We start from the raw sequence: 23,190 nt of genomic DNA, 5'->3' as shown, positions 1-23,190 counted from the left end.
AATTGTTCCCCAGTAGTTTTGCCAGATCGCGGCCAGCTTCATGAAATTCTTATGAAATTCTTTTAGATGTGGTGCAGCGTTCCTGAATGGATACTGCCGGGTTCTAATGGCAAAAACAGCGTAAACACTTCACCTTGTTCGGGGCGCTGTCTGACAATCAGCTTGCCGCCCAATGCTTGAAACAGATTCTTGGTTACCGTTAAATTGAGACTCAAACTGCCCGTTTCTGGCTGAAACATCAACACCTGACCCAGCGACTTGAGCAAGGGTTTGTAGTGTCCTCGCGTTTTGGCCTCGTGATGCTCAGTTGGACTCATTTGAGACTGAAGCTGTAATTTAAGCTGATCCCCCGCCAGCGTCACCTCGACTTGAATGCAACTTCCGGAGGGCAAACTGCGCGCTGATCGATCGATCAAACTCGTCAAAGCCTGATCCAACATCGTCGGATCACTCACCACAGGCGGCATCTGTTGCGGCAAAATCACTTCTAGCGTCAGATTGCGCTGACTGGCTTGCTTTTGCCATCGAGGAATGCTCTGCTGCAACACTTCGGTTAGAGAAGTCGGAGTTAGGGAAGTTGATTCGAGTTTTGTCGCCGACGTTTCTAACTCAACGGCTCGAAAGATCAGCCCAAACCGATCGATTTGTTCACTACACTCGCGATCGATCATTTCTAACCGCTTGATCACATCGGGCAGCAAGTCTCGCCGTTTGAGCAGCGATCGGGTCAGCGTGCGAATCGTCGTCAAGGGCGTTCTGACTTCGTGAGCGATCGCTTGCAGCAGTTCGACATCAAGGCTTTGGGGAGACGACAAAATCGCGGACGTAGTGGAGGCCGATCTAGCGCGTCGGCGTGTTCTCTGTAGGGCGATTCCAATCTGTTCTTCTCTGAGTTGAGACTCTTTAGAGTCTTCGATATCGGGAAGGTGGGCAAGCAGTTGATGGCTAAACTGAGTCACCAGTCGATAGTCAGGCGCGATCGGCGGAAACTGCTGAAACAACCGATCCAATCGTCCGACCTGATACGCATTCATCAACACCACTCGCAGGCGCAACGTTTGCCAAACCCGCTCCACACAGTCAGGGTCAAACGAAAACGAAAACTGAGGATTGCCGTCAGCATCTTCGCCCAGCACCATCGCCAGACTAAAGCGATCGGTCAGGGCAAAACAAAACTGCTCCGCCGCCAGCGGATCTCCGGGCAACAGCGACAACGTAGGATTGGTTTCACAAGGCGATGGCTCACCCAAAGCAGGCGGCAACTGAAACGGCAACCCCATCAACGTCGCCATCGGATCAGACGTAAAAGACCAGGTTGCGTAGTTTGCCAACAACTCAGGCTGACCCAAAACAGGCAACGGCCCAGCCAGGATCACCCCTTTGACTTGAGAATCTTCTGACATTGCCTGCTGATTTTGTTGCAGCAAGACTTCTAAAGCGGCGATCGCGCCAAACCATTCCCGCTCGGCTCTGACTCGCTGTTGAGCTACCGAGAGATTTTTGGGAGACGGCGCTAAAAGCTGATCACCCGTTGTTGGCGAAGTCAAAATCTCACTGAGAGTTGGTAAAATCCACTCGTGCATAATCCGTTCAATACATTCGACCGCTACCTGACTACGAGCGTATCTAGATTTGAGCACGATCGGTGAGTGTAGAACCGTACCGATCGAGGTGCAATGTCCGCCTTTTGAAAGATTAGCAGCGAATTCGAGTTTCTATTGATGTACGGCTAACTGTCGAAGCGAAGACGTAAAAAGCTAGACAGAATGAGGATAGATGTTTTGGTAATCAAAAAGCTGAATGGACTGGCAAGAAATTTCTGGCAATTGGGTTTTAGTCCCGGCGCGACCTGTGGCGATCGTTCACTTTTTGGGCGGCGCATTTGTGGCCACTGCTCCCCATCTCACCTACCGCCGCCTATTGGAATATTTGGCAACCCAGGGCTATGCGATCGTCGCTACTCCCTTTGTCAATACGTTTGATCATGCTGAGATTGCCCGATCAGTGTTCAAAAGCTTCAACATAGCGCTAGAAGTGTTGCAAACTCGCATCCTCAACCGTTACCTTCCGATTTACGGCATGGGACACAGCATGGGCTGCAAGCTGCACTTATTAATCGGCAGTCTGTTTTCGGTAGAGCGATCGGGCAATATTTTGATCTCCTACAATAATTTCTCCGCCAAGGAAGCCGTTCCTTTAGTTGATCAATTTTCCACTGTTTTCCCGGTCGAGTTCACTCCGTCACCGCTTGAGACGCATCGAATGATTGGCGATCGCTACCAAGTCCGACGCAATTTGCTGGTGAAATTTTCTAACGATACGATCGACCAGTCCGTTCCGCTATCCAACATTCTAGAAAAGCGCTTTCCTGGCATGAACTCGCTCAGAACGCTCAACGGCAGTCATGTAACCCCTCTAGGACAAGATATGAAATGGCAAGCAGGAAAAGACTTCACACCCTTTGACGCGATCGCTCAGTGGATGCGCCAAGAAGTCTACCGCGAACTCGCCCAACTCGAAAAAGCCATTCTCCTGTGGCTCAACCCGTTTTCTTAAGGGATGAGGGATGAGGGATGAGGGATGAACCAAGATAAAGTTGCGGAGTTAAAAGGTTGAGCTTGAAAATGTTTGGTGAAATTTTTGGGATTTTGAGCAAGCTCTATCAGCATTTCATCCCTCATCCCTCATCCCTCATCCCTCATCCCTTCTTTCACCCTCATCCCTGTCCCTCGTCTTATGGTAAGATTTGCGCGTCCAAATACAAGAAATCATACATGACGCTGACACACTCTGAGATTGGGGTCGCTACGCTGGGGTTAATGGATGTCGATGCCGTTCAAAAAGCGCTGAATCGATCGAGAGCCTCAGTCTACCGTTATGCCAACACTAATCCCGACGAAGCAAATCCGCCCTACGATCCCAAAAAGCTGAACGCAGAACTGCGAGAGAGTCCCAACGATATTTTGCTGTTTCACCCCAACGAAGTGGCGCGGTTTGCAAAAGATGTCTTGAGAATTAAACAGGTGACGATCGAAGTCCAAGAACCCCAGTCCAACGCCACTCAAGAACTGCTGCAAGCCATCTTGACCGAGTTGCAACACATTCATCAAACCCTTAAAGCGCGATCGTGACCTTAAGTTGCGCCTGAGTTGCTTAAGTTGCGATTGTTAACCAAAAGTAAAAATCCCTCCAAATCCCGTTAGAATTATTTATGTGAGTGAAAGATTTCTCTCTAATTTTGGGCTAAATGATGAAAGCTGCGCGTTTTCTGACGTTAGTCTAGTTGAGTTGGTTAAATAATTTATGCAATCTGGTAGTCCGCCTACCACTCCATCAGGACACCCTACTCACACAATGGCGAATATTATTGGGACGGCGATCGCCTTGCTCACGTTGATCCTCCCAATTTTGATGATTGGTCACTACACACCCAGTAGTTCACCCACCATTCAACCCACTCCTGTCGCTGACGTGAAATAGCTTCCGCTTCAAAGTCTTGCAGCATTTCATTCAGATCCGGCAAAATAGATAGACCTTACCCGAATGATCCGTGCAATCGCTATGATCAAGGGAAGTGTTATTTATATTGTTCTGGGGCTGGATCAATGACATCGTATGCAACCTCGACTGCCAGGGCCGACATGAGCGAACTGCGGCGTTTAAAGACGTTGCTGCCGCCCGAATTGCAGAGTTGGGTGACGATCGAAGTCACAACTGCCGTCAATCCGACGCTGATTACCAGTGAAGAAATCGGCCGGGACGAAGTTGAAATCCAAATCGACATGCCGAAATGGGATCAACTGGCAATCGACCAGCGAAATCTTCTGTTTTGGCACGAGGTTGCTCGGATTCAGGCAGACACCATCCCCAAAGATGGCTGGGAAATGGCGGCTCTGGCGATCGGTCTTGGTGGCGCGGTTGGTGAACTGTGGGTACAAGATGCCTTGCTGCTGATTTTGGCCCTGGGGCTGTCTGGGGTAGCTGGCTTTCGTCTTTATCAGAAAAACAATAGTGAGCGTAACCTGCAAGAATCCGCCGATGCTGACGAACGGGCGATCGCGCTCGCGACTCGATTTGGCTACACCTTGCCCAACGCCTACAAAAGTTTGGGAAGTGCTCTCAAAACGCTAATCGACCAGACTCCCAAAAAGCGGCTCCGCAGCAAGTATGAAGCTCGTCTCAATGCGCTGAAGAAAAGTGCAGCCAAGGCAAAAGCTAAGATGAAATCTTCGGCTCCTAACGACTTTGAGTAGAGTTTGCGACCGAATCTAAACCTTTTTGGAAAAGAGAATGGGTAGCGGACGATTGAGGCGATACTAAAAAGCCTGTCTGTTGCCCATTTTTCTGTACAGGTGAGCGTATGGCTTTTAAGATTAGTGCCCTCAAATTACCCATTTTGAGAGTCGGGTCTACGGGGGCCGCTGTTGGCGCGTGGCAGCGTTTTTTGCAAGATTTGAATTATCCGATCGGCGGGATCGACAACAGTTTTGGCCCGGCGACCGATCGCGTAACTCGTGACTTTCAGAAGAAAAACGGTCTGACCGCAGATGGCATTGTCGGGGCCGGAAGTTATAGTAAGGCGCTGGCTCAAGGGTTTATCTATCGCGTCGCAAACCTGACCCCAGCCATGTTGCTGGACTACCTTAACTATGGGCCGTCTGAAGTCAGAGATCTGCAAACCAGCTTGAATGCGATCGGTCGGCTCAATCCTGCTCTGAGTGCGGATGGTGACTTTGGGGCGAGGAGCGCTAAGGGGTTGTCAGAGGCGTACAAAATTCTGGATGTGGGGTTTCGATCGCGTCTAGAGCAGCAGCTTTCGACGGCAACCAAGCAGAAATTGAGCAGCGATTTTACGCCTGGGTTGGAGATTTTGACGGAGTATGCGAGACGGCTTCGCGCTCGATTGAGTGGGGCCCAGTGGGTGAGATTCTTTCCGGCGAGTCGGTCGATCGATGATCTGGCCTCTCCGTTTCGGCAGCGGGTGCAATCATTTGAAAAGGCGCTCAGAGATGCGGGGGCGACGATCGAGATTACGAACACGTATCGACCTCCAGAGCGGGCTTACATGATGCACTACAGCGTCTCTATCAACAATCGAGACATTGCCCCCGAAAATGTGCCGTCGATGAGTGGGGTAGATATTGACTGGGTGCACTACAGCAACGCGGGATCGCTACAGGCTGCGCGGCAAATGGTGGAAGCGTATGGGATTGGGAGCAATCCGGCGGCGCTGCGATCGCGTCACACTCAAGCGCTGGCGATCGATTGGCTGATCGACTGGCAAGGCAATCTCAATATTAGAAACGGCTCAGGTAGAACGGTCAGTATCGGCAGTCCGCGCAACGGCAACGACAATCCTCAACTCTGGACGGTGGGTGCATCCTATGGAGTTTACAAACTGGAATATGATCCGCCGCACTGGTCGGTGGATGGGTTTTAGGCGGAGGCGCAAAAGTTCTTTGACGGTCACAACTCTGCCGCTTTGAGTTTGAAGGGCTGGGTGAGGATTCCTAAGATTTGGGGCAACTGGGCGATCGCGTATTCGCTTAAGTCTACTTCCAGAGTGCCGCCATCTGTCAGCCTCAAAAACCGCCAGTTGGTTCCTGTGGAAACTGCGCCCCAGATGATGTGATCGGGATGCCCCTGGCGATCTTGAAGATCCAGGCGGCTACCATTTCTGCTGCACACTGCCCCAGCCCAGAGCGAATGTCGTTGTCTTTTGCTTCTACGATCACGACGACGGGGGCATCAATCACAACTTGATTGGCGCTGGCGGTTAGCAAGAAATCGCACACTCCTGTGAGGCTTTTGGCTTCGTCAACATTGAAGGTGGTGCCAGAAAAATAACCCACGCTGCCTAAAAACATTCCGCGAACCTCAAGCAGGATGGGAGTAATGATGAGTTCGGATCTGGCTTTCTCGGTGCTAATGGTTGCGGCCAGGTCAATGGTGTTTGATAAGAGATCTTTTAGCCATTGAGATGGCTCGACAGGTTTGACAGAGGCAAACAAGTGATAATCGTTTTTGATAGTGAGATTGAGAACTGCGATTTTAGGGGGCAGCCCGGAGCGATCACCGCAGCGAAGGATTTCATCGAATTCACGCTAAAATACTTGCCGGAAAAAGGCTACGTCGTTTTTTGGTGATTTTACTTCTTCTAGCGTGACATTAGAGGGATAACGAGAACCGAGTTCACAGCCGTATAACAATTCGCTTGATCTCACTACCGCAAAATCTTCGTGTGGATGTCGAGGATATTTACGGCCGCCCAACCGAAACGTTATCGAGCGACTAATACTTGATGAACACCCCGACCCATATCAACAACATATCCTGTTCGTTGTAGCTCTGGAGTTGGCTTTTCGATGACTCGCCAGAATTCGATTCCACCTTCAGGTTTTGGGGTGAAATAGTCATAGACCGTGACGGCTAATGCCTTACCGCTGGCATCGAAAGCTGCACCCTCTGGCAAAATTCCCTCAAATGGATAATCCTTGAGCTTCGTGAGTTGACCTGATGCGCGATCGAGCATCATCAAACTCAAGGTCGCTTGACGGGTAAATCGAGGTGAATTAGTCGGGAAGGCAGTCCCACGCATATTTACAGTCACGACCTTTGAGCCATCTGGACTGATTGCCAAACTTTCGGGTGAAAGATCGGCGATCGCAGTTGAAACCACCCGATGCTGTGTTCCAGACGTATTCAATGGAGCAAGTTGAATGACGGATACTGTTCCTCGCGTTTCGGGTAATCGTTGTTCCAAGGTTTTGATTTGTTCACCAAAATTGCGCCCCCAATTGCTGCTGAGATAGAAGCGCCCATCAGGAGTGAATTGTCCTGTAAACGGGTCTTTGCCAACTTTCACGGGTGAACCCCAGGGAGACAGTTGCAGTGCCCCTTCAGCGTTGCGATCGACTTCGTAAAAGACAATTTCATCTCGGTAGTCCAGATTTACAGCTAGATATTTTCCAGACGGATGCCACTGAACTTGACTCGCGTACAATCCATTTTGGAAATACTTTGGGTCAGGTTGAATTCCGATCTGACGAAGGGAAAACTCTGTCGGTTGACCGAGTTGATTGTTCTGAACTGGAATTAGAACGATTTCTTTGTTTGGAGTCTGCGTTGAAATTGCTAGTAAATTTCCATTGGGATGAACATGAACCGTTTCAGGCTTAGGAGGAACTTCAATTCGATCTCGAACAATGGGACGACGAGGATTAGAGACATCGATCGCCACCAATTGATTGCCAGAAGGAAGTTGCTCTCTTCGAGTCGCATTCGCTGGCATCGCTCCAAGGGTTTCAACGACAAATGCAGTTTGATGATCGGGTGATAGCGCCAGCGCATAAGGCGCTCCAATCACTGAATTTGAAGCATTAATTTGCGCGATCGTTTCTCGTTTTCCATTCGGAAGTAATGTCACGATCGAGAGTTGATCACTCACCCCTTGAGCAGGCAACTTACCATCTGCATAGGTGCTGGCAAGAAAATCACCATCTGAAATGGCAGCAATGTAGCGTCCTGTAAATTCCAACAACTGCTGTGTGGGTTGGGAATTGCTCAATTGAGTTGAAATTGAGATGCATGTGAGACAACCAATGATGAACGCGATCGCGCTGCGGGTGATGCTCAGATTAAAGTTTTTCATGGTCTTTGAATTAACTTAAGCACTTCGTTCCTTAAACACTTCTTCCGCTACAGCCATTGCTTGCTGCACTTTCACAAAGCCAACATAGGGAAGCATATGTAGGATAGTTTCAACAATTTCCTGACGATTGGCTCCTACGTTTAAGGCTCCATTGATATGGACTTTGAGCGGTAACCCTGAAGCCGTGGTATTCAACCCAGTCAAGGCAGAAACGGTTGCCAGTTCACGGGTTTTTAGATCGAGATTTGGACGAGAAAAGACATCGCCATAGGCAAATTCCACGATGTAGCGTCCGAGGTCAGGAGCAATATCTTCAAAGCTGTTCACCACTGCCTCACCCGATGCTTTGCTAATTTGATTGAGAGCGTCTAAACCCCGGCGGTAGCGAGTCTCATTGCTTTCTGCCTGCCGCCGACTTTCTAGCTCTGGTTGTGGACTAGCAGGCGGAATTCCCTGTTGTTTGAGAGCGACAAGTTTCTGCTGCGCGGCAGCAATGGCAGTCAGGGTTTTGGGATAACCTGCATACACGGTCATTTGCATCAGCAATTCTTTAATTTCAGTCTCTGTCGCGCCCGCCCGCAATGCCCCTTCAACGTGAGCCTCAACTGAATTGTTCTGATTGCCGAGAGCCGTGACCATCGCTAGCGTGGCAAACTCGCGAGATTTGAGGCTGAGTCCGCGCCGATTCCAAATTTCACCCCGCGCAAATTCGATGATCAACCGGGGTAAATCGGGGGCAAGGGTGGCAAACCGAGTGGCAATGGTTTTAACTCGATCGCCTTCTGTTTGCTGCAAATTTTGAATCCCAAGCTGGTAGCGATCGCCCTCCGGTCTGGCTGAAACAGGCTTGAACTGAAGGTTACGTTCTTTGAACACTTCCCGCGCGATCGTCATGCCATCTTGCGCGGCTGGAAAGCCAGCATACACAACGGCATTCAGAATCGTCTCTACCACTTCTTGAGGCGTACAGCCGACATTCAGCATTCCATGAATATGAAACTTCAGTGCCGGACGTACCGAGCCGATCGCAGTTAATGCCGCCACGATCGCGATTTCTCGCTGTTTCAAATCGAGTCCGGGTCGAGATAAAACATCGCCAAACACATGGTTCACAACCATTTGGGCTAAATCTGGTGAAAATGCTTCCAGTGGGCGAGTAGCGCGATCGTAATCATTACCCCCGACTCGCTTGAGCGTTTCAATGCCGCGAGTGTAGCTATCGCTGGGTTGAGCTTGCACTTTTTTAGTAAAGATTCCTAGAACAAAAGTTGTCAGTGTTGCGATCGCAGACGTGAGCAGCGATCGGCGCATTCGTTGAGCAGTCTGTGACATGATTTTTACAACACAATGATTGTGATTTTGTGAATCTCAACTACAGACCAGACATCATGCCCCCATCTGCCAAAAGAGAAACGCCAGTATGGTGTGGAAAACGATCGAAAATTTTCGTTGATTTAGAAGTCTTTGTCCAAGTTATGAACAGCGGCAACTTTGCATTTCTCTTTTCGGGGTTTATACAGGTGGCGGATTTCGTTCGGAAAATTGCCCGTTCCAATAGGGGTAATAGGGATATGGCGGTGTCAAATAACTTGCCGTATCTAGTCTTGCAATTTGCTCCTGGGTGAGGTTCCAGCCGACTGCCCCAAGATTCTGCCTCAACTGCTCCTCGTTGCGCGCACCAATTAGAACAGTCGCGACGGTGGGTCTTTGCAGCAGCCAGTTCAGGGCGATCTGTGGAATGGTTTTATTGGTCTCTACCGCCACTTCGTCGAGCGTATCGACGATCCGATACAAGTGCTCATCATCAACTGGCGGCCCGAACTTAGCCGTATCGTGTAACCGACTGTCCTCAGGTAAAGGCCGTCCCCGCCGGATTTTTCCGGTTAAACGTCCCCAACCGAGCGGACTCCACACAACAGCCCCAACACCTTGGTCTTGACCTAATGGCATCAGCTCCCATTCATAATCGCGACCGATCAGTGAGTAGTAGGTCTGGTTGGCGACATAGCGCGAGTAACCATAGCGATCTGCGACAGACAGAGATTTCATGAGGTGCCAGCCAGAGAAATTGGATACTCCGAGGTAGCGCACTTTCCCGTCACGCACTAGGTCATCAAGCGTTGACATCACGCTTTCAATGGGTGTCATCGCATCGAAGTGGTGTAATTGCAGCAGATCGATATAGTCCGTACCAAGGCGTTTGAGTGCAGCGTCAGTAGCCTGTATAAGGTGATGGCGAGAAGCTCCAACGTCATTTGCACCTTCGCCCACACGAAGCGTAATTTTAGTCGATAAAATTACTTGGTCGCGGCGACATCTGACTGCTTCCCCCAGAATAGATTCCGAGATTCCGTCAGAATAGACATCGGCGGTATCAAACATATTCACGCCAGCCTCAAGGCAAATATCGATCAAGCGTTTCGCCTCATCTACATCCGTATTACCCCAAGCACTGAAAAGCGGTCCTTTGCCACCAAAAGTACCTGCGCCAAAACTTAACGCAGGAACCTTAAAGCCAGATTTGCCCAGAAAGCGGTACTCCATGAGTTATTATCCTCGTTGATAAGTGTTGAAAAACTTTGTCGTGAGGTTGTGAATCACGATCGACGTAGAGGTTGAGAGATTTGTGACATGACTTTTACGACACAATGATTATGATTTTGTAACCTTTAATTACAGACCGGACATCATACCCCCATCAGCTAGAAGAGACGTACCTGTAATGTAGGGACAATCGTTGGATGCAAGAAACAATGCTGCTTCGGCAATCTCCTCTGCGGTGGCAATTCGCTTCAGTGCATCTGCCAACTGTCGAGCCGCTTCTACTTTCTCTTTTGAACCTCCGGTCGATCGCTGAAATAGCGGCGTATCCGTGATTCCAGGTGAAAGCACATTCACTCGAATCCCTTGCTGCCCGTAGTCCAATGCTGCCGCTTGTGCTAAACCCAAGAGCGCCCGTTTTGCAGAAGCATAGCCAGAAAACCCCGGTCGAGTTGCGACAGTATGCTGTGAGGCAGTAATAACAATATTTCCACCCCGCTTCAGCATGTGTGGAATCTGGTACTTCATGGCAAGAAAAACACCCCGTAGGTTCGTATTCTGAACCCAGTCCCATTCCTCAACGGTAATCTCGTGGAGGGGTTTGGAGAGTATATCTCCCGCATTGTTCAGGGCGATATCCAGTTGACCATATTTTTCCACGATGCGATCGACAAACGATTCAACTTCTCTCGGCTGGATCACATCTGCTTTGAGATAAGTCGCCTCGCCACCACTTTGCCGAATTTCCTGTTCTACCGCAGCACCCAGGTTTTCTCTCCGTCCGCAGAAGCCAACTTTCGCTCCTTCACGAGCAAAGGCAAGTGCCGCCGATCGCCCAATTCCAGAGGTTGCGCCAGTGATCATCACCACCTTTCCAGCAAAGCGCCCTTTTGCATCTGTGGGCTGAGGGGCTGGCTGCTGAGCGTTCGCCGTTACTCTATTCGGAGTTAATCCATTCGGAGTTAATCCAACTGTAGCGGCTCCTGCCAGTCCAGCCAGCCCAGTTTGAATCACTTGCCGACGGCTAGACTGTTGATTTGTAGTGCATTTCATCATTAGTTTTTGGGGTGTAAAAACGACTCAAAATTCTGTGGTTTCTGTGAAAGTTTTTTCGGAGGTTGATGATGGACTTGCAAAACAAGCTTCGATAGCCTAAGTGTAGATTCATGCTCAAAAAAATAACAATGGCTTTTTCAGGCACCACTGTCATGCTAAAAACGCATTAATTATCATGAGTCGTTTACACGATTTAGAAGTCTTTGTGCAAGTCGTCAACAGCGGCAACTTTGCCAGAGCGGCGGCAGCATTAGAAATTAATCCATCAGCTATCAGTCGCCGCATTAGCCAGCTTGAAGATCAGTTGGGTGTCCGTCTGTTTAATCGCACCACCCGCAGCCTCAGCCTGACCGAAGTGGGAGAGCGCTATTTCAATCGTTGTCTCAGCATTTTGGCAGAGTTAGAAGAAGCCGATCGCGAGGCAAAACATCACAGCGCAGCCCCGCAGGGTGTTCTGCACGTTAGTTGTTCAACCCTGTTCGCCCATCGTCATCTACTAACGCGCATTCCTGAGTTTTTGACCCACTATCCCCGCCTCAGCATTCAATTAGCGCTGACCGATGACTTAGTAGATATTGTGGGTGACAGTATCGATGTTGCCATTCGCATTGGTGAACTGGCAGATTCTGCTCTGATTACCCGTCGGTTAGTCTCCGATCGCCGGATTCTTTGTGCGGCTCCAGCCTATCTCGATCGCTATGGAACTCCCACAACTCCCGATGATTTAGCCACTCACAATTGCCTCGCCCTGAATGCCTACAAAACGACCTTGAATCAATGGCGCTTTTGCGATCCTGTTGGAGTGAGAGAAATTAGCGTGGGTGGAAATTTTACCGTCAATAGTGGGATAGCCCTGTATGAGTCGGTTCTGGCAGGTTTGGGCATTGCTCGTGTGACGGCATTTTTGGCAGATCAGGCGCTGCGATCTGGACAACTGATTCACATCCTTTCGGAATACGAAGATGAGAATGATGTGGGAATTTACGCCATCTTTCCTAGCAATCGTTACTTGCTTCCCAAAGTGCAATGTTTTGTCGAGTTTTTAGTTGAAAGTTGTTCCAGCAAAGCAGTAAACGGACAAAACAGTTTAACTGAGGCGTGACTCCAAAGATCTGGACTGTTCCTCTAGGGCCGCAATTTGCTGTCTGAGCTTCAGAGTAGGGATTGTAGGCGTTGCTGAATCAGGGGATGAATTGCCCCAAAGCGGCGAGAAACCCAAGGCTCAAAGTCCCCCAATTTTGGGGGATTTAGGGGGCGAAAAGATGAACACTTCCCACAGATTCATCCCTCCAATCAGCAAGGCCGGATTGTAAAATAAATTGCATCAAAGTCAGAAGTTGAGATCTAATGAACTACTGAACCAAAGACATGAGTACGATGACCTTTCAACCCGAACTGCTGGATCAACTGCTTAGGTTTATACTGTGTTCTGGACAATGCGCAAACTAATGAGTTTTGACCAGATTTTTGGGATGTCAAAGTGCTGCCTCGTCTCACAACAAGTAACAGCCTTTCAGAGAGAATATGAGAATTTTTCATTCCGTCAAGTGGGCAAACGAGAGAAAAAAGTCCAAAGTCCAAAGTCATTCCTCATCCCTCATCCCTTCTTCTAGCTCCGGCAAAGGCTCCTCTGCTTGCAAAAACTCCGGCTCAGTCTTGTCGTAGCGATCGTTCCTCCACTCATCCAAAATATCTCTCACCAACGCCTCTCTCAGCCAAATCTGACCCACCAGCACCAGCGGAATCGCCAGAAACAATCCCAAAAAGCCAAAAAAGATGGCAAAAACTACTTGAGATAAGAGCGTGACCGCCGGAAGCAGCGATAGCTGTTTTGACATGACAAATGGCACCAGCAAATACTGCTCAAGCTGCTGAATGACAATATACAAAATCACTACAGCGCCCGCTTTCCACGGCGCATCGAGCAGGGCGATCGCCATCGGCGGAACCAAACTCAACACCGGCCCCACATTGGGAATCGCTTCTAACAACCCGGCTAACAACGCATTTGCCAGCACCAATGGCACGCCCAAAATCCACAAACTGATGCCGCTGACGACCCCAATCACCACCATGTTGATCAAAATGCCGCCGACCCAGTTGACCAGCGCCACCTCACACAGTCCGAGAATTTCATCCGCTCGCCGCCGATAAAACGACGGAAACAACAGCACAAACCCTCGACGATAAGGTTGAGGATTGATCAGCAGCATGACCGTCAGAATGATCACCAGCAGCAGATTTAACAAAACCGCCAGCACATTGGAGAACAAGGAGAAGAAGTTTCCGACGACTCGCCCGGCTAGCGGTTGGATTTGTTGAATCAGATCATCAATGCCCGGCAAGTATTGTGATGACCCAGGAATCATATCCTGCATGTCTTGAAACCGTTTCTGAAGATTGTCTAACCCTTTGGGCACCAATTCCACAAGCTGTTGAAACTGAGTGATAAACGGTGGCACAATCAGCCCGACAAAGATGATCGAGAGAATGACGAAGAGCGCGATCGAGAGTGCAGTTGCCGCCCCTCGTTTTAAGCCCGCCCGCTGCATTCGGCGCACCAGACTATTGAGTGCAGTGGCAAAAATCACCGCCGCAAACACCAGCAGCAAAACCTGATGAATCTGCCACAAAATGTAAGCTGACACCGCAAAAGCCAAAAGCCCAACCCATTTTCCCAATCCCACAATCTCACTCCTTCCCATGCTGGCTTAACTGAGTATGCCATTTTGCAGAAAAAGCGAAAAAGAAAAGAGACAAGACTTCTGCGAAGATGCACCAAAAGCCTAACTAAAGGAATACATCAAACGCTCGAATCGGTGATTGGGGGTGAGACTAAATCACGCTGCCAGATTTTTGGGAGGACGATCGTGCGTCACAATAGCGATGGTGTTCAAAATAGTTGAGTTATGCGATTTGCAGTTTCGGGCAGTTCTGGGCAGGTGTTGGCGTATGGGAAGCTGTTTATCCAACCGGATGAGGAGGGGCAGCGTCTTTGTTTTTGCACCGATCGCGGCACTGTCATTGTCGGGGGAATCATCGATCCAGATGGCGATCTGTCCAATGCGAGTCAGGAGTTATTTCGAGAATTTCTTAAAACCTGGGGGATGATGGGGGTGACGCTCACGTCTCAGACTCGTTAGGCGTTCAGAATTTAGTCTTATTGTATTAAAAACGCTACTTTTTCGAGCAATTGCCCACTCTAGAGTAGAACGGTTGAGAGATCAGGAACAATCTGGCTTCTGATCTCATCCGATAAATCAGAGTGGACGATGCAATGCAAAGATGTAGAACCAGAGTGCTGAATTGGCTGATTTTTGTGCTGGTGGGCTGGGCGATCTCTTCGAGTTACCCGCAAGGGGTTGTCACTCAGAGTCAGCCGTCTATTAGCGCCACCAAAGCAGAATTTGTAAATCTTCAAGCGATCAGTCCAAATATTGTATTGGATATTCGCTATGCAACGACAAATAATTTTACAAAACAAAAGTTATACCGTCAGGCAAAATGCTTTTTGAGAAGCAGCGTGGCAGAAAAGTTATCACGAGTGCAAACAGAATTAGAAACGCAAGGGTTGGGACTCAAAGTATACGATTGTTATCGTCCGCTGTCGGTGCAAAAACGCATGTGGCAACTCAAGCCTGATCCAAATTATGTAGCAAACCCAGTTTATGGATCGAGACACAATCGAGGATCTGCGGTGGATGTGACGCTGGTCGATCGCACAGGCAAAAATTTAGCAATGCCGACTGAGTTTGATGAGTTTAGCGATCGTGCTCACCGCGACTACAATAGTTTAAGCAATACCGTCAAAACAAATCGAGCAACGCTAGAGCGAATCATGGAAAAGCACGGATTCGTTGGGCTACAAACTGAGTGGTGGCACTTTGATGCGACTGAATGGAGACAGTTTCCAGTTGCGGATGTCTCGTTTGAAGCGATTTAGAAGCGGCTATTTAGAAAAGTTCGGTAGTCACAGGAAAGCATTCAAAATTGCGGCGTATCCATTCCCACTTCGTTGTTGATGTATGACCAGATGAAATCATTCTGAATCACTAATTCTAGCAATTATATTTGTGGTAGCGTTCTCTGCTGCAATCTGGGTAGCGTTGTACAGCCTGTATGATCAGATTCTAAAGCGTGAAAGGGACAGGCGATCGTACTACTAACGGGTTCGTATTGGCTTGAAGATGCGTCGCTATATCATTGCACCTGAAGCAAGCGACAACCTAACTACTAAATCGCTCCACCGAAAGAACAAACCCAGGTAAAACAGCTTCACCCGACAAGTCGATCGGAAGCCCCAACTTCTGAACGTCTTGATTAGACCTCTTGCAGATTAGTTTCATCCCCTCTTTGCAAATCACGAAAAATCAGGAAACATCAGGACTATAACGATTTACGAGCGTCCTGATGATGAACTACATAATAGCTCAAACCCTCTCACCTGCCTCCTTCAAGCGTCGCTTTGGCATCCATCAAGCCACGTTGAAGCAGATGATAGCTGCCCTCAAACCCCAGTGGAGACCCAGACCCAGACCAGGAGCTAAACCCAAGCTTGAGCTAGCGGATCGGGTGCTGGTCGCTTTGGAATATTGGCGAGAGTATCGCACCTACTTTCACATCGCCAGCAGTTGGGGCATCAGTGAGTCGAGTGTCTGCCTCTTATCTTCCAACAGGATTATTCTTTGTCTTTTAGCCCGATCGCTTCAATTCCCAACTGTTTTTGAATTTGTCGAATCGCCTGATACATGTCATACAAACGGCTATACATCGCAGAGGCTTTGAGATAAACCTTGTGTTCGACCGCAGGGTAGCCCGAAACCGTGATCCCCGGTGGCACATCTTTATGGACTCCAGCTTTCGCAGAAGCGACAGAACCGTCTCCCATTTTGGCGTTATTCGCTACTCCGACCTGTCCTGCGAGAATCACCCGATTGCCGATCGTCGTCCCCCCTGCGATGCCACATCCCGACGCAAACGCACAGGCTTCTCCGACCGTCACGCCATGACCGACTTGCACCAGATTATCGATTTTGGTATTGCGACCAATGCGCGTTTCACCAACTGAGGGACGATCGACATTCGAGTTACAGCCCACCTCAACGCCATCTTCTAACACGGTGTAGCCAGACTGCTCCATTTTGAGCCAGCCTTCACGAGTCGGCACAAAGCCAAATCCCTCGGAGCCAATCACCGCTCCTGCATGAATTACACAGTCTGCCCCAATCTGCGATCGCTCATGAATTACACAATTGGCATGAAGAACGGTACGATCGCCCACAGTTGCCCCCGGATAAATCACCACATTGGGATGAATCACCACCCCATTCCCAATCTGAGTTTCTGCCTGAATGACGGCATGGGCCCCGATCGCCACCTCTTTACCAATTTGCGCCGATGGATCAATGACGGCTGTTAGGTGAATGACTGGTGCAGGTTTGAACGGCTGATAAAAGAGCGCGATCGCCTGAGCAAACACCAATCGAGGTTGACGAGTCGCAATCCAGGGAATGTGGCGATCGTTGGCTTTGGCCTGTAGCGTTTCGTCAGGCGGCAAAATCAGAACGCTGGCTCCAGTCGTGTCAATTTGTGAGCCAAACTTATGACCGTCGGCATAGCTAATTGTGCCTGGAGTTGCCTGATCGATCGCTGCCACGCCAAGGATTTCGGGATCGTTGTCAGGGGCGATCGACAAGCTGTGTGAAACGATAGAGGCACTGAGTCTTTCAACAATTTCACTGAACTTCATAGACGGGTTGGAGGGATGAGGGATGAATTCGTGATATCGAATAGTGTGGATGATTTTAGCAAACTGCACCGCTCCATCTTTTCTATTCCTAATTCAGAACTCATCCCTCATCCCTCATCCCTCATCCCTTCTCAAAAACGAAGCGCTCTCAACGTGAGCCGTCTGTGGGAAGAAATCTGCGGGTTGGACTCGTTCAAGCTTGTAAGCACCTGATTCGCAGAGCATCTTGAGATCGCGGGCTAGAGTGGCCGGATTGCAACTAATGTAGACGATGCGTTCGGGCTTCATCTCTCTCAGCGTTTGGATTACAGCCGGGTCGCAGCCTCTACGCGGAGGATCTAATAAAACAACGTCAGGATGGACTTCTAGCAAGGGCAGAATCTTTTCGACGGTGCCCGTTTCGATCGTGACATTCTCCAATCGATTTAGTTCGGCGTTCAATTTAGCTTGTTCGACGGCTTCGGGTTGGACTTCGAGACCGATCGCTTGTTTGACTTTTTTGGCGATCGGCAAGGTAAGCGTCCCAATTCCACAGTAGGCATCGACAACGATTTCATGACCCTGAAGATCCAACTGGCTCAAAATCACTTGCAGTAGGGCTTCGGCTTGCTCAGTGTGGACTTGAAAAAAGGTGTCAGGGAGAATCTGAAACTTGAGTCCCGCAAACTCTTCTTTGAGATAAGACTGACCTGCGATCGTTCTCGTTTCTTTGCCAAAAATGGCGTTGGTGCGATCGGCGTTCAGATTTAGCGATACGCCTACGAGATTGGGATGTTGAGTTAACCAGGTTTGCGCCTGTTCTTCAAGCCCTTCTAGATTGGCATCTCTGGCGACCAACGTCAGCAAAATTTCACCCGTGTGGCGACCAATTCTCAGACCCAGATGACGCACTTTGCCACGATGCAGCGTTTCGTCATAGATGCCCCAGCCGCGAGTTTGCAGGTCTTGTTTGACCTCTGACAACAACGGATTCAACCGCTGATCTTGAATCGGGCACTGATTGAGATTGACAATCTGATGGCTGCCTTTTTGGTAGTATCCCGCTTGCACCTGTCCAGTGGAGGAGCGCCGCAGCGGATAAGTAGCTTTGTTGCGGTAGCCCAGCGGTTCAGAAACATTGAGAACAGGATTGATATCAATCTCGCGAAAGCCGCCCAGTCGCTCTAATGCCTGCACGAGATGATTGCGTTTGGCTTGTAGCTGATAGTCATAATCGACATGTTGCCACTGACAGCCGCCACATTTGTCGGCCACAATGCAGCCGGGGCGAATCCGATGGGGTGAGGGGTTGAGAAGCTCATGTACCTTGCCTTGGGCATACTGGGGCTTGACTCGGATCAAACGAACTAAGACACGATCGCCCGTCACCGTATCGGGCACAAAAACCACGCGCTGCTCAAATCGACCCACGCCATCGCCACTGTCGCTGAGGTCTGTGATTTCGACTTCGACCAGTTCTCCTTGCTGCCACTGGTTGGTCGCGTCGGTTGTTTCAGAGGGATGGGAAGTGGGCACAAAAATTGTCCTGTTAAGTAAGATAGACGAACTCTATTGTGGCGTTTCTTTTTGAGATATGGCTGATCTAACGAGTGTCTCGCAATTTATCGCAACGATCGAGCGACAAAATCCCGGTAAGTCTGTTTACGAAATTGCTAATATTTTGCGCGGCTACACCAAGCCTAGCTACACGACAAAAATGTGGACAATCGCCACTGGTTTTGAGCAAGCTTTTATCGAAGGAACGCTGAATCAAGACCTTACTTTAGCAGGTGAAGTGACCGATCTTGGGCATCTAATTGCTTCGCTGTCGGATCAAATTAATCAACCGGGGCTACGCTGGTCAGACTTTACGCGCTGGACGGCTGATCATACGGCGTGGGCTGGGGATATTGGGTCAGCGATCGGGCTTTATCGCACGACTCCAGAAAAATTCAAAAACCTGGGGGAAGCGCTTGATCGGTTTGCTTCAAATTCTGATTATGCAGCGGATGTGGCGGCGTTTGTAATGGGAGCCATCATCAATTCAAATACTCAAATCCCCCTGTCAACGCTGATTTTGCAATACGATAAAAAAGCATTGTCGGAGCAGATCAAACTGTTGATTAAATATCGCTTTGCGGGCGTGGTTGAAGGCAATCAATTAAAAAATCCTGCTAAGTTAGAAGCCGAAATTCGTAGTTGTGTGTTTGCTTATTTAGAACTGTCTCCAGATTCAGGAGTTTTGAAGTCGTTGAATAAGATCTTTACTCAAAAACTCAAGATTGAATGGGCGGAGAAAGAGAGAACGATCGGCGCTGATATTCTTCAAGGTTCTCTACACTTTCTAACCTTTCTCATTCAAAAATCGGGCCTAGATCCCGTAAGATTTAAGCCCTATCAATTGCCCCAAGCGCCCTGGCTGGGAACCGTTCACTATGAAGTAACAACTCTGCCAGTTTGAATGATTTATTGTCAGATCAGAAGATCGCTAGATCAAGAGAAATCTCAGCAACCTCGAAAAGTGCAAAGCATCCAATCTCCGCAAAAAGTTGAAAGCTCCAAATACAAAGCTCTCTACATTCGGTCAGACTACATGCGCGATAGGGCAATCACTTTTGATCGCTTGTCTTGGGCTAATCCCTCTAATTCAGTAAGATGTAGCCAGCCTTCTTTGACCAATCCAGCAAACACAAAAAGTAGAGCAGAATATTGATAGTCGTATTTACCGTCAATTTCATGTCTCTTAGCACTCAAAAAGTCGTGTAATTTCCAAAGATCACTCAACTCAACGATCGTGCTGGCTTGTTCTTGAACTTGTTTTAGCAAAGCCTCCACTTCTCGGTTGTATGCTTTATCAAAAACAGTTTTGGCTACTTTTTTTTCGGTGTCAGTCCACTCGGCTTCAGTCACTTGCATGATCCAGTCTAAAGTTTGTACGGTTGTAGGTTGGGTTAAAAATGCTTAGGATCGTGAATTAAACAATCTGTAATTCTCGCGGTTTCGCTTCGTTTGATTCGGCTTCTGCCCCCTAAATCCCCCAAATTTGGGGGACTTTGAACCGCGAAACTGCCTTAAATTCTAGAATGTCTGCTTTCTCAAAGTCCCCCAGAATGGGGGATTTAGGGGGCGAAGCAACCAGGCAATCATCGATCTTATTCAATTCACGATCCTTAGAAAAATTGAGCGCCCTGACAAAGAGAGCGCCCATTGCGATCGTTCTCGATCCTGTTGATTTGTCTTTAAGCGCTTCCTAGCGAACCAGGTTTAAAAGCTCTTTAGGAGACGCTAACAGGTCAATAGCAACAAAGAAAATTTTGCCTTCAGGATTGAGCAAAAAGCGCCAGGCCATATTCATGCCGACGGCTGCGCCAAACCAGGGAGTTTGCACTTTGCCCGTGACTTTTACCTGAGTGTAGCCATCGTCTGCGGGTTCAGACACGCCGCGCTCTGGGAGTAACTGGAGGTTTTGGCACTCTTCTCTAAAGAAGCGCAGGATCGCATCTTTGCCCACGATCGGTCTCTGGAAGGGAGGCTGCAACGCACCGTCTGCGACAAAGAGCTTGATCATTTCGTCAAAGTCATTGGCGTTCAGGTTGTTCATGTAGCTCAACACGGTTGGATTGTTGAGACCTTGAATGGTGACCTTGGTACGTTGAGACTGTTCTTTGGGGGCGACGACAGGCTCAGAAACTCTGGTGTAGCTGCCGAGCTTACCTGCATCAAATCCCATGTCTACGACAGAGTTTCGCAGAACCGTGATCTGTTGTCCTTGATCCAGGGACTTGAGGGTTTCTAAGACGGCCTTTGCGTTGGCAGAAAGCTGGTAACCCGTCGGAATGGGGGCGACGATGCCTTGCTCCATCCATTTCCCAAGCTGATCCCAGAACCCTAATTTGATGTTGGGTGACCAAGTGGCATAAGTGCGACAGATCGGTGTGTCTGCGTGGTTTGCCAGGTCACACATGACTTGAGTTTGTTGCTCAAAGGTCATCTGCTTGACATCGTTAAGAATGCCTTCGGCAAACTGCATACTCGCTGCACCGGGAGCCGCCACGGTGATCGTTTTACCCATTTCCAGAAATGCAAACCAAGTCCATGCCAATTGATCTTCAGCGCTAAGTTGGTTGAATCGCGCGGTCAATGCGGGCACTGCATCAGCAGACAAAGTGCCGGGAAAAATGCCACGAGCGGAGTCAATAGTAATCGCCATAAAAAAGGCTACCTCATTAAGTTTCCAACTGACCAAAGGCGAAGCAAGACATCTTGGAAGTGCTGTTTTGCTCTCGGTTATCAAATTATCACAGAACGTTACAAAAGTTAAAACGCTTCTATATTTATCTCAGAAGGTCAAGATAGATAAACGCCACGAAGCACAATGAAATTGCTCTATTGGAATTACTTATCTCTTATTTTAAAATTAAGTTTAGATACATTTCTTAATCAAATAGAATTCATACGTTTTTCAAATATTCAAATGAGTCATTCACCCTGCGATTTCAAAATCAATTCGATCGCTCTTGATCTAGAAGGCGTTCTCAACTCGATCGCCGTAGACTGTAGCGAGGTTGTCGATCGCATTCACACAATTTTAAGAGAAAGCTGAATCAGGAGAGCTTGTGGCCTGCCAAAACTCTTGATGCACCTGCACAATTTCTGCCTCAACTTCAAGAATCGGCCCCCACACTTTAATGGGCTTTTGACCTTGCTCAAAGAGCGATCGACAGGGCAAATTTAACGTGGGATTCTCAGTATGATTGCCCGTCAGCTCCAATAATCGCGCTTCAGAAATGCCGTAGACTAAGCGACCGATGTTTGCCCAATAGAGCGTTCCGGCACACATAGCGCAGGGTTCCGCTGTCGTGTAAAGCGTACAGTTCCATAGATAATCAAAATCAAAATTCATCCAGGCTGTGCGAATTAGCACCGATTCAGCATGATTCACCGTATCGACGTTGCCCTGCTCAAATAGCACCGTTTCGTGATCAGGAGCCACCAGAATTGACCCAAACGGATGGTGCCCAAACTGACGGGCGCGGAGGGCGATTTGGTGCGATCGCCGCAAATGTCGAATCATCTGTTCTCGTGTCGGTTCATCTAGATGTCTCAAACGGCTCTCCTTAGCTTCTTCTACCGTGTACACACAAGTTGGTCGATCTGTGGTTGGCGATAGGCTTCGCCCCCTAAATCCCCCAGTCTGGGGGACTTTGAGAAAGAAAGGCTTCTAGAAGGCAGAGAAACTTCTCAAGATTTCAAAGTCCCTCACTCGTGGGGGATTTAGGGGGCAGAAGCCGGCTCAAACGGAGACAATTAATGACTTGTGTGTACACCGTAGTCTTAGCTTCTTCTAGCCAGATTTGCAAAAGTGATCCCCCAAAGCCGTAGACTAAATGATGCAATAAATGATCTTTTAACCTGACGACCTGTGCGAAAAATTGTAATTGCTGGCAACTGGAAAATGTATAAAACTCAGGCAGAAGCCCTAGAGTTTTTGCAAGGCTTTACTTCTGAGCTAGAGACGATTCCAGACGATCGAGACATTGTGCTGTGTGTCCCTTTCACCGATCTGGAGATTTTGTCAAGAAGCCTGCATGGTAGCCGCATCCAAATTGGCGCACAGAATGTCCATTGGGAAACCGCAGGCGCATACACGGGCGAGATTTCTGGCTCCATGCTGACCGAGCTAGGAACGCGATTTGTCGTCATCGGTCACAGCGAACGCCGTCAATATTTTGGCGAAACTGACGAAACGGTGAATCTTCGTCTCAAAGCCGCTCAAAAAGCAGGACTCACCCCGATTTTGTGTGTCGGAGAAACCAAACAGCAGCGCGACGCAAACGATACCGAATCTCACATCTTTAGTCAGCTTGAGAAAGGACTGATAGAGGTCAACCAGTACAATCTGGTGATCGCGTATGAACCGATCTGGGCGATCGGCACCGGAGATACTTGCGCCTCTAGTGAAGCCAACCGCGTCATCGGACTGATCCGCAGCAAACTCACCAACCCCCACGTCACCATTCAATACGGCGGCTCGGTCAAACCCGACAACATCGACGAAATCATGACCCAACCTGAAATCGATGGTGTTCTGGTCGGCGGAGCCAGCCTCGATGCCAAAGGGTTTGCCCGAATTGCCAATTTTAAGTAGGGTCAATGCCCCGTGGTTGCCCAAAGTGATCGGTAGAGTGTGTTGAGCCATGCAAAACGCACCCAT

The 23,190-nt window shown here is 49.0% G+C and carries 23 protein-coding genes and 1 pseudogene; 12 read left to right on the top strand and 12 right to left on the bottom strand.

Translation table 11 applies throughout. The annotated features are described in order from the left end of the window. Positions 1 to 62 precede the first annotated feature (62 nt). Complete coding sequence (locus ACKFKH_RS10245; RefSeq protein WP_446858180.1) at positions 63 to 1,640, bottom strand: sensor histidine kinase; 1,578 nt, start codon at positions 1,638 to 1,640, stop codon at positions 63 to 65. A gap of 160 nt (positions 1,641 to 1,800) precedes the next feature. Here ACKFKH_RS10245 and ACKFKH_RS10240 point away from each other — a divergent pair, with 160 nt between their 5' ends. The 5 genes from ACKFKH_RS10240 (at position 1,801) to ACKFKH_RS10220 (ending at position 5,440) form a co-directional block, all read left to right on the top strand. Beyond that, the gene (locus ACKFKH_RS10240; RefSeq protein WP_446858179.1) at positions 1,801 to 2,556 is read left to right on the top strand and encodes a DUF1350 family protein; all 756 of its coding nucleotides are present in this window, start codon (positions 1,801 to 1,803) and stop codon (positions 2,554 to 2,556) included. Between the two features lie 218 nt (positions 2,557 to 2,774). Continuing rightward, complete coding sequence (locus ACKFKH_RS10235) at positions 2,775 to 3,131, top strand: resolvase (RefSeq protein ID WP_446858178.1); 357 nt, start codon at positions 2,775 to 2,777, stop codon at positions 3,129 to 3,131. Between the two features lie 172 nt (positions 3,132 to 3,303). Next, positions 3,304 to 3,480: a hypothetical protein gene (locus tag ACKFKH_RS10230; protein ID WP_446858177.1), complete on the top strand. Its 177-nt coding sequence runs from the start codon at positions 3,304 to 3,306 to the stop codon at positions 3,478 to 3,480. Between the two features lie 125 nt (positions 3,481 to 3,605). After that, a complete protein-coding gene (locus ACKFKH_RS10225; protein ID WP_446858176.1) occupies positions 3,606 to 4,253 on the top strand; it encodes a DUF3318 domain-containing protein in 648 nt (215 codons plus the stop codon). Between the two features lie 107 nt (positions 4,254 to 4,360). Beyond that, positions 4,361 to 5,440 (top strand): peptidoglycan-binding domain-containing protein, encoded by a 1,080-nt coding sequence (locus tag ACKFKH_RS10220; protein ID WP_446858175.1) that lies wholly within the window; start codon positions 4,361 to 4,363, stop codon positions 5,438 to 5,440. Between the two features lie 142 nt (positions 5,441 to 5,582). Here ACKFKH_RS10220 and ACKFKH_RS10215 read toward each other — a convergent pair whose 3' ends face one another. The 5 genes from ACKFKH_RS10215 to ACKFKH_RS10195 all read right to left on the bottom strand — a co-directional run bounded on the left by ACKFKH_RS10215 (position 5,583) and on the right by ACKFKH_RS10195 (position 11,245). Then, complete coding sequence (locus ACKFKH_RS10215; RefSeq protein WP_446858174.1) at positions 5,583 to 6,011, bottom strand: hypothetical protein; 429 nt, start codon at positions 6,009 to 6,011, stop codon at positions 5,583 to 5,585. Between the two features lie 269 nt (positions 6,012 to 6,280). Continuing rightward, a complete protein-coding gene (locus ACKFKH_RS10210; RefSeq protein ID WP_446858173.1) occupies positions 6,281 to 7,651 on the bottom strand; it encodes a beta-propeller fold lactonase family protein in 1,371 nt (456 codons plus the stop codon). 15 nt (positions 7,652 to 7,666) lie between these two features. After that, entirely contained in the window at positions 7,667 to 8,983 is a 1,317-nt protein-coding gene (locus ACKFKH_RS10205; protein WP_446858172.1) for a carboxymuconolactone decarboxylase family protein, read from the bottom strand. 180 nt (positions 8,984 to 9,163) lie between these two features. Next, positions 9,164 to 10,195, bottom strand: a complete 1,032-nt coding sequence (locus tag ACKFKH_RS10200; RefSeq protein WP_446858171.1) for an aldo/keto reductase — start codon at positions 10,193 to 10,195, stop codon at positions 9,164 to 9,166. 129 nt (positions 10,196 to 10,324) lie between these two features. Then, positions 10,325 to 11,245, bottom strand: a complete 921-nt coding sequence (locus ACKFKH_RS10195) for an SDR family NAD(P)-dependent oxidoreductase (protein WP_446858170.1) — start codon at positions 11,243 to 11,245, stop codon at positions 10,325 to 10,327. A 178-nt stretch (positions 11,246 to 11,423) separates the two neighbouring features. Here ACKFKH_RS10195 and ACKFKH_RS10190 point away from each other — a divergent pair, with 178 nt between their 5' ends. Next, entirely contained in the window at positions 11,424 to 12,350 is a 927-nt protein-coding gene (locus tag ACKFKH_RS10190; protein WP_446858169.1) for a LysR family transcriptional regulator, read from the top strand. Positions 12,351 to 12,831: 481 nt separating this feature from the next. Here the strand turns inward: ACKFKH_RS10190 and ACKFKH_RS10185 are convergent, their stop codons facing one another. After that, positions 12,832 to 13,953 (bottom strand): AI-2E family transporter, encoded by a 1,122-nt coding sequence (locus ACKFKH_RS10185; RefSeq protein ID WP_446858168.1) that lies wholly within the window; start codon positions 13,951 to 13,953, stop codon positions 12,832 to 12,834. Between the two features lie 204 nt (positions 13,954 to 14,157). Between ACKFKH_RS10185 and ACKFKH_RS10180 the strand changes: the two genes are divergently transcribed. The 3 genes and pseudogenes from ACKFKH_RS10180 to ACKFKH_RS10170 form a co-directional block, all read left to right on the top strand. Beyond that, positions 14,158 to 14,391, top strand: coding sequence for a hypothetical protein (locus ACKFKH_RS10180; RefSeq protein WP_446858167.1), 234 nt, complete (start codon positions 14,158 to 14,160; stop codon positions 14,389 to 14,391). A 134-nt stretch (positions 14,392 to 14,525) separates the two neighbouring features. After that, the gene (ddpX, locus tag ACKFKH_RS10175) at positions 14,526 to 15,191 is read left to right on the top strand and encodes a D-alanyl-D-alanine dipeptidase (RefSeq protein WP_446858166.1); all 666 of its coding nucleotides are present in this window, start codon (positions 14,526 to 14,528) and stop codon (positions 15,189 to 15,191) included. A 596-nt stretch (positions 15,192 to 15,787) separates the two neighbouring features. Continuing rightward, a pseudogene (locus tag ACKFKH_RS10170) lies at positions 15,788 to 15,901 on the top strand (helix-turn-helix domain-containing protein); the annotation flags it as partial. A 25-nt stretch (positions 15,902 to 15,926) separates the two neighbouring features. Here the strand turns inward: ACKFKH_RS10170 and lpxD are convergent. Beyond that, positions 15,927 to 16,997, bottom strand: coding sequence for a UDP-3-O-(3-hydroxymyristoyl)glucosamine N-acyltransferase (gene lpxD / locus ACKFKH_RS10165; protein ID WP_446858165.1), 1,071 nt, complete (start codon positions 16,995 to 16,997; stop codon positions 15,927 to 15,929). Between the two features lie 114 nt (positions 16,998 to 17,111). Continuing rightward, on the bottom strand, positions 17,112 to 18,512 hold the full coding sequence (gene rlmD, locus ACKFKH_RS10160) for a 23S rRNA (uracil(1939)-C(5))-methyltransferase RlmD (protein ID WP_446858164.1): 1,401 nt from the start codon (positions 18,510 to 18,512) through the stop codon (positions 17,112 to 17,114). 58 nt (positions 18,513 to 18,570) lie between these two features. On the opposite strand from rlmD, the gene ACKFKH_RS10155 reads away from it, so the two are divergent. Beyond that, positions 18,571 to 19,437: a hypothetical protein gene (locus ACKFKH_RS10155; protein WP_446858163.1), complete on the top strand. Its 867-nt coding sequence runs from the start codon at positions 18,571 to 18,573 to the stop codon at positions 19,435 to 19,437. A 128-nt stretch (positions 19,438 to 19,565) separates the two neighbouring features. On the opposite strand, the gene ACKFKH_RS10150 is transcribed toward ACKFKH_RS10155, so the two are convergent. Together ACKFKH_RS10150 and ACKFKH_RS10145 are read right to left on the bottom strand one after the other, a co-directional pair. Next, complete coding sequence (locus ACKFKH_RS10150; protein ID WP_446858162.1) at positions 19,566 to 19,892, bottom strand: hypothetical protein; 327 nt, start codon at positions 19,890 to 19,892, stop codon at positions 19,566 to 19,568. Between the two features lie 334 nt (positions 19,893 to 20,226). After that, positions 20,227 to 21,186, bottom strand: coding sequence for an orange carotenoid-binding protein (locus tag ACKFKH_RS10145; RefSeq protein WP_446858161.1), 960 nt, complete (start codon positions 21,184 to 21,186; stop codon positions 20,227 to 20,229). 264 nt (positions 21,187 to 21,450) lie between these two features. On the opposite strand from ACKFKH_RS10145, the gene ACKFKH_RS10140 reads away from it, so the two are divergent. Next, positions 21,451 to 21,579, top strand: coding sequence for a hypothetical protein (locus ACKFKH_RS10140; RefSeq protein ID WP_446858160.1), 129 nt, complete (start codon positions 21,451 to 21,453; stop codon positions 21,577 to 21,579). Here the strand turns inward: ACKFKH_RS10140 and ACKFKH_RS10135 are convergent. Continuing rightward, the gene (locus ACKFKH_RS10135) at positions 21,565 to 22,083 is read right to left on the bottom strand and encodes a nucleoside deaminase (RefSeq protein ID WP_446858159.1); all 519 of its coding nucleotides are present in this window, start codon (positions 22,081 to 22,083) and stop codon (positions 21,565 to 21,567) included. The genes ACKFKH_RS10140 and ACKFKH_RS10135 overlap by 15 nt on opposite strands. Before the next feature lie 315 nt (positions 22,084 to 22,398). Here ACKFKH_RS10135 and tpiA point away from each other — a divergent pair, with 315 nt between their 5' ends. After that, complete coding sequence (gene tpiA / locus ACKFKH_RS10130; RefSeq protein WP_446858158.1) at positions 22,399 to 23,124, top strand: triose-phosphate isomerase; 726 nt, start codon at positions 22,399 to 22,401, stop codon at positions 23,122 to 23,124. The last annotated feature ends 66 nt before the right edge of the window (positions 23,125 to 23,190 follow it).

The sequence above is a fragment of the Phormidesmis sp. 146-20 genome (genome assembly GCF_052939475.1).
The sequence above is the reverse complement of the archived record's forward strand: the minus strand, read 5'-3'. Positions and strand labels throughout refer to the sequence as shown.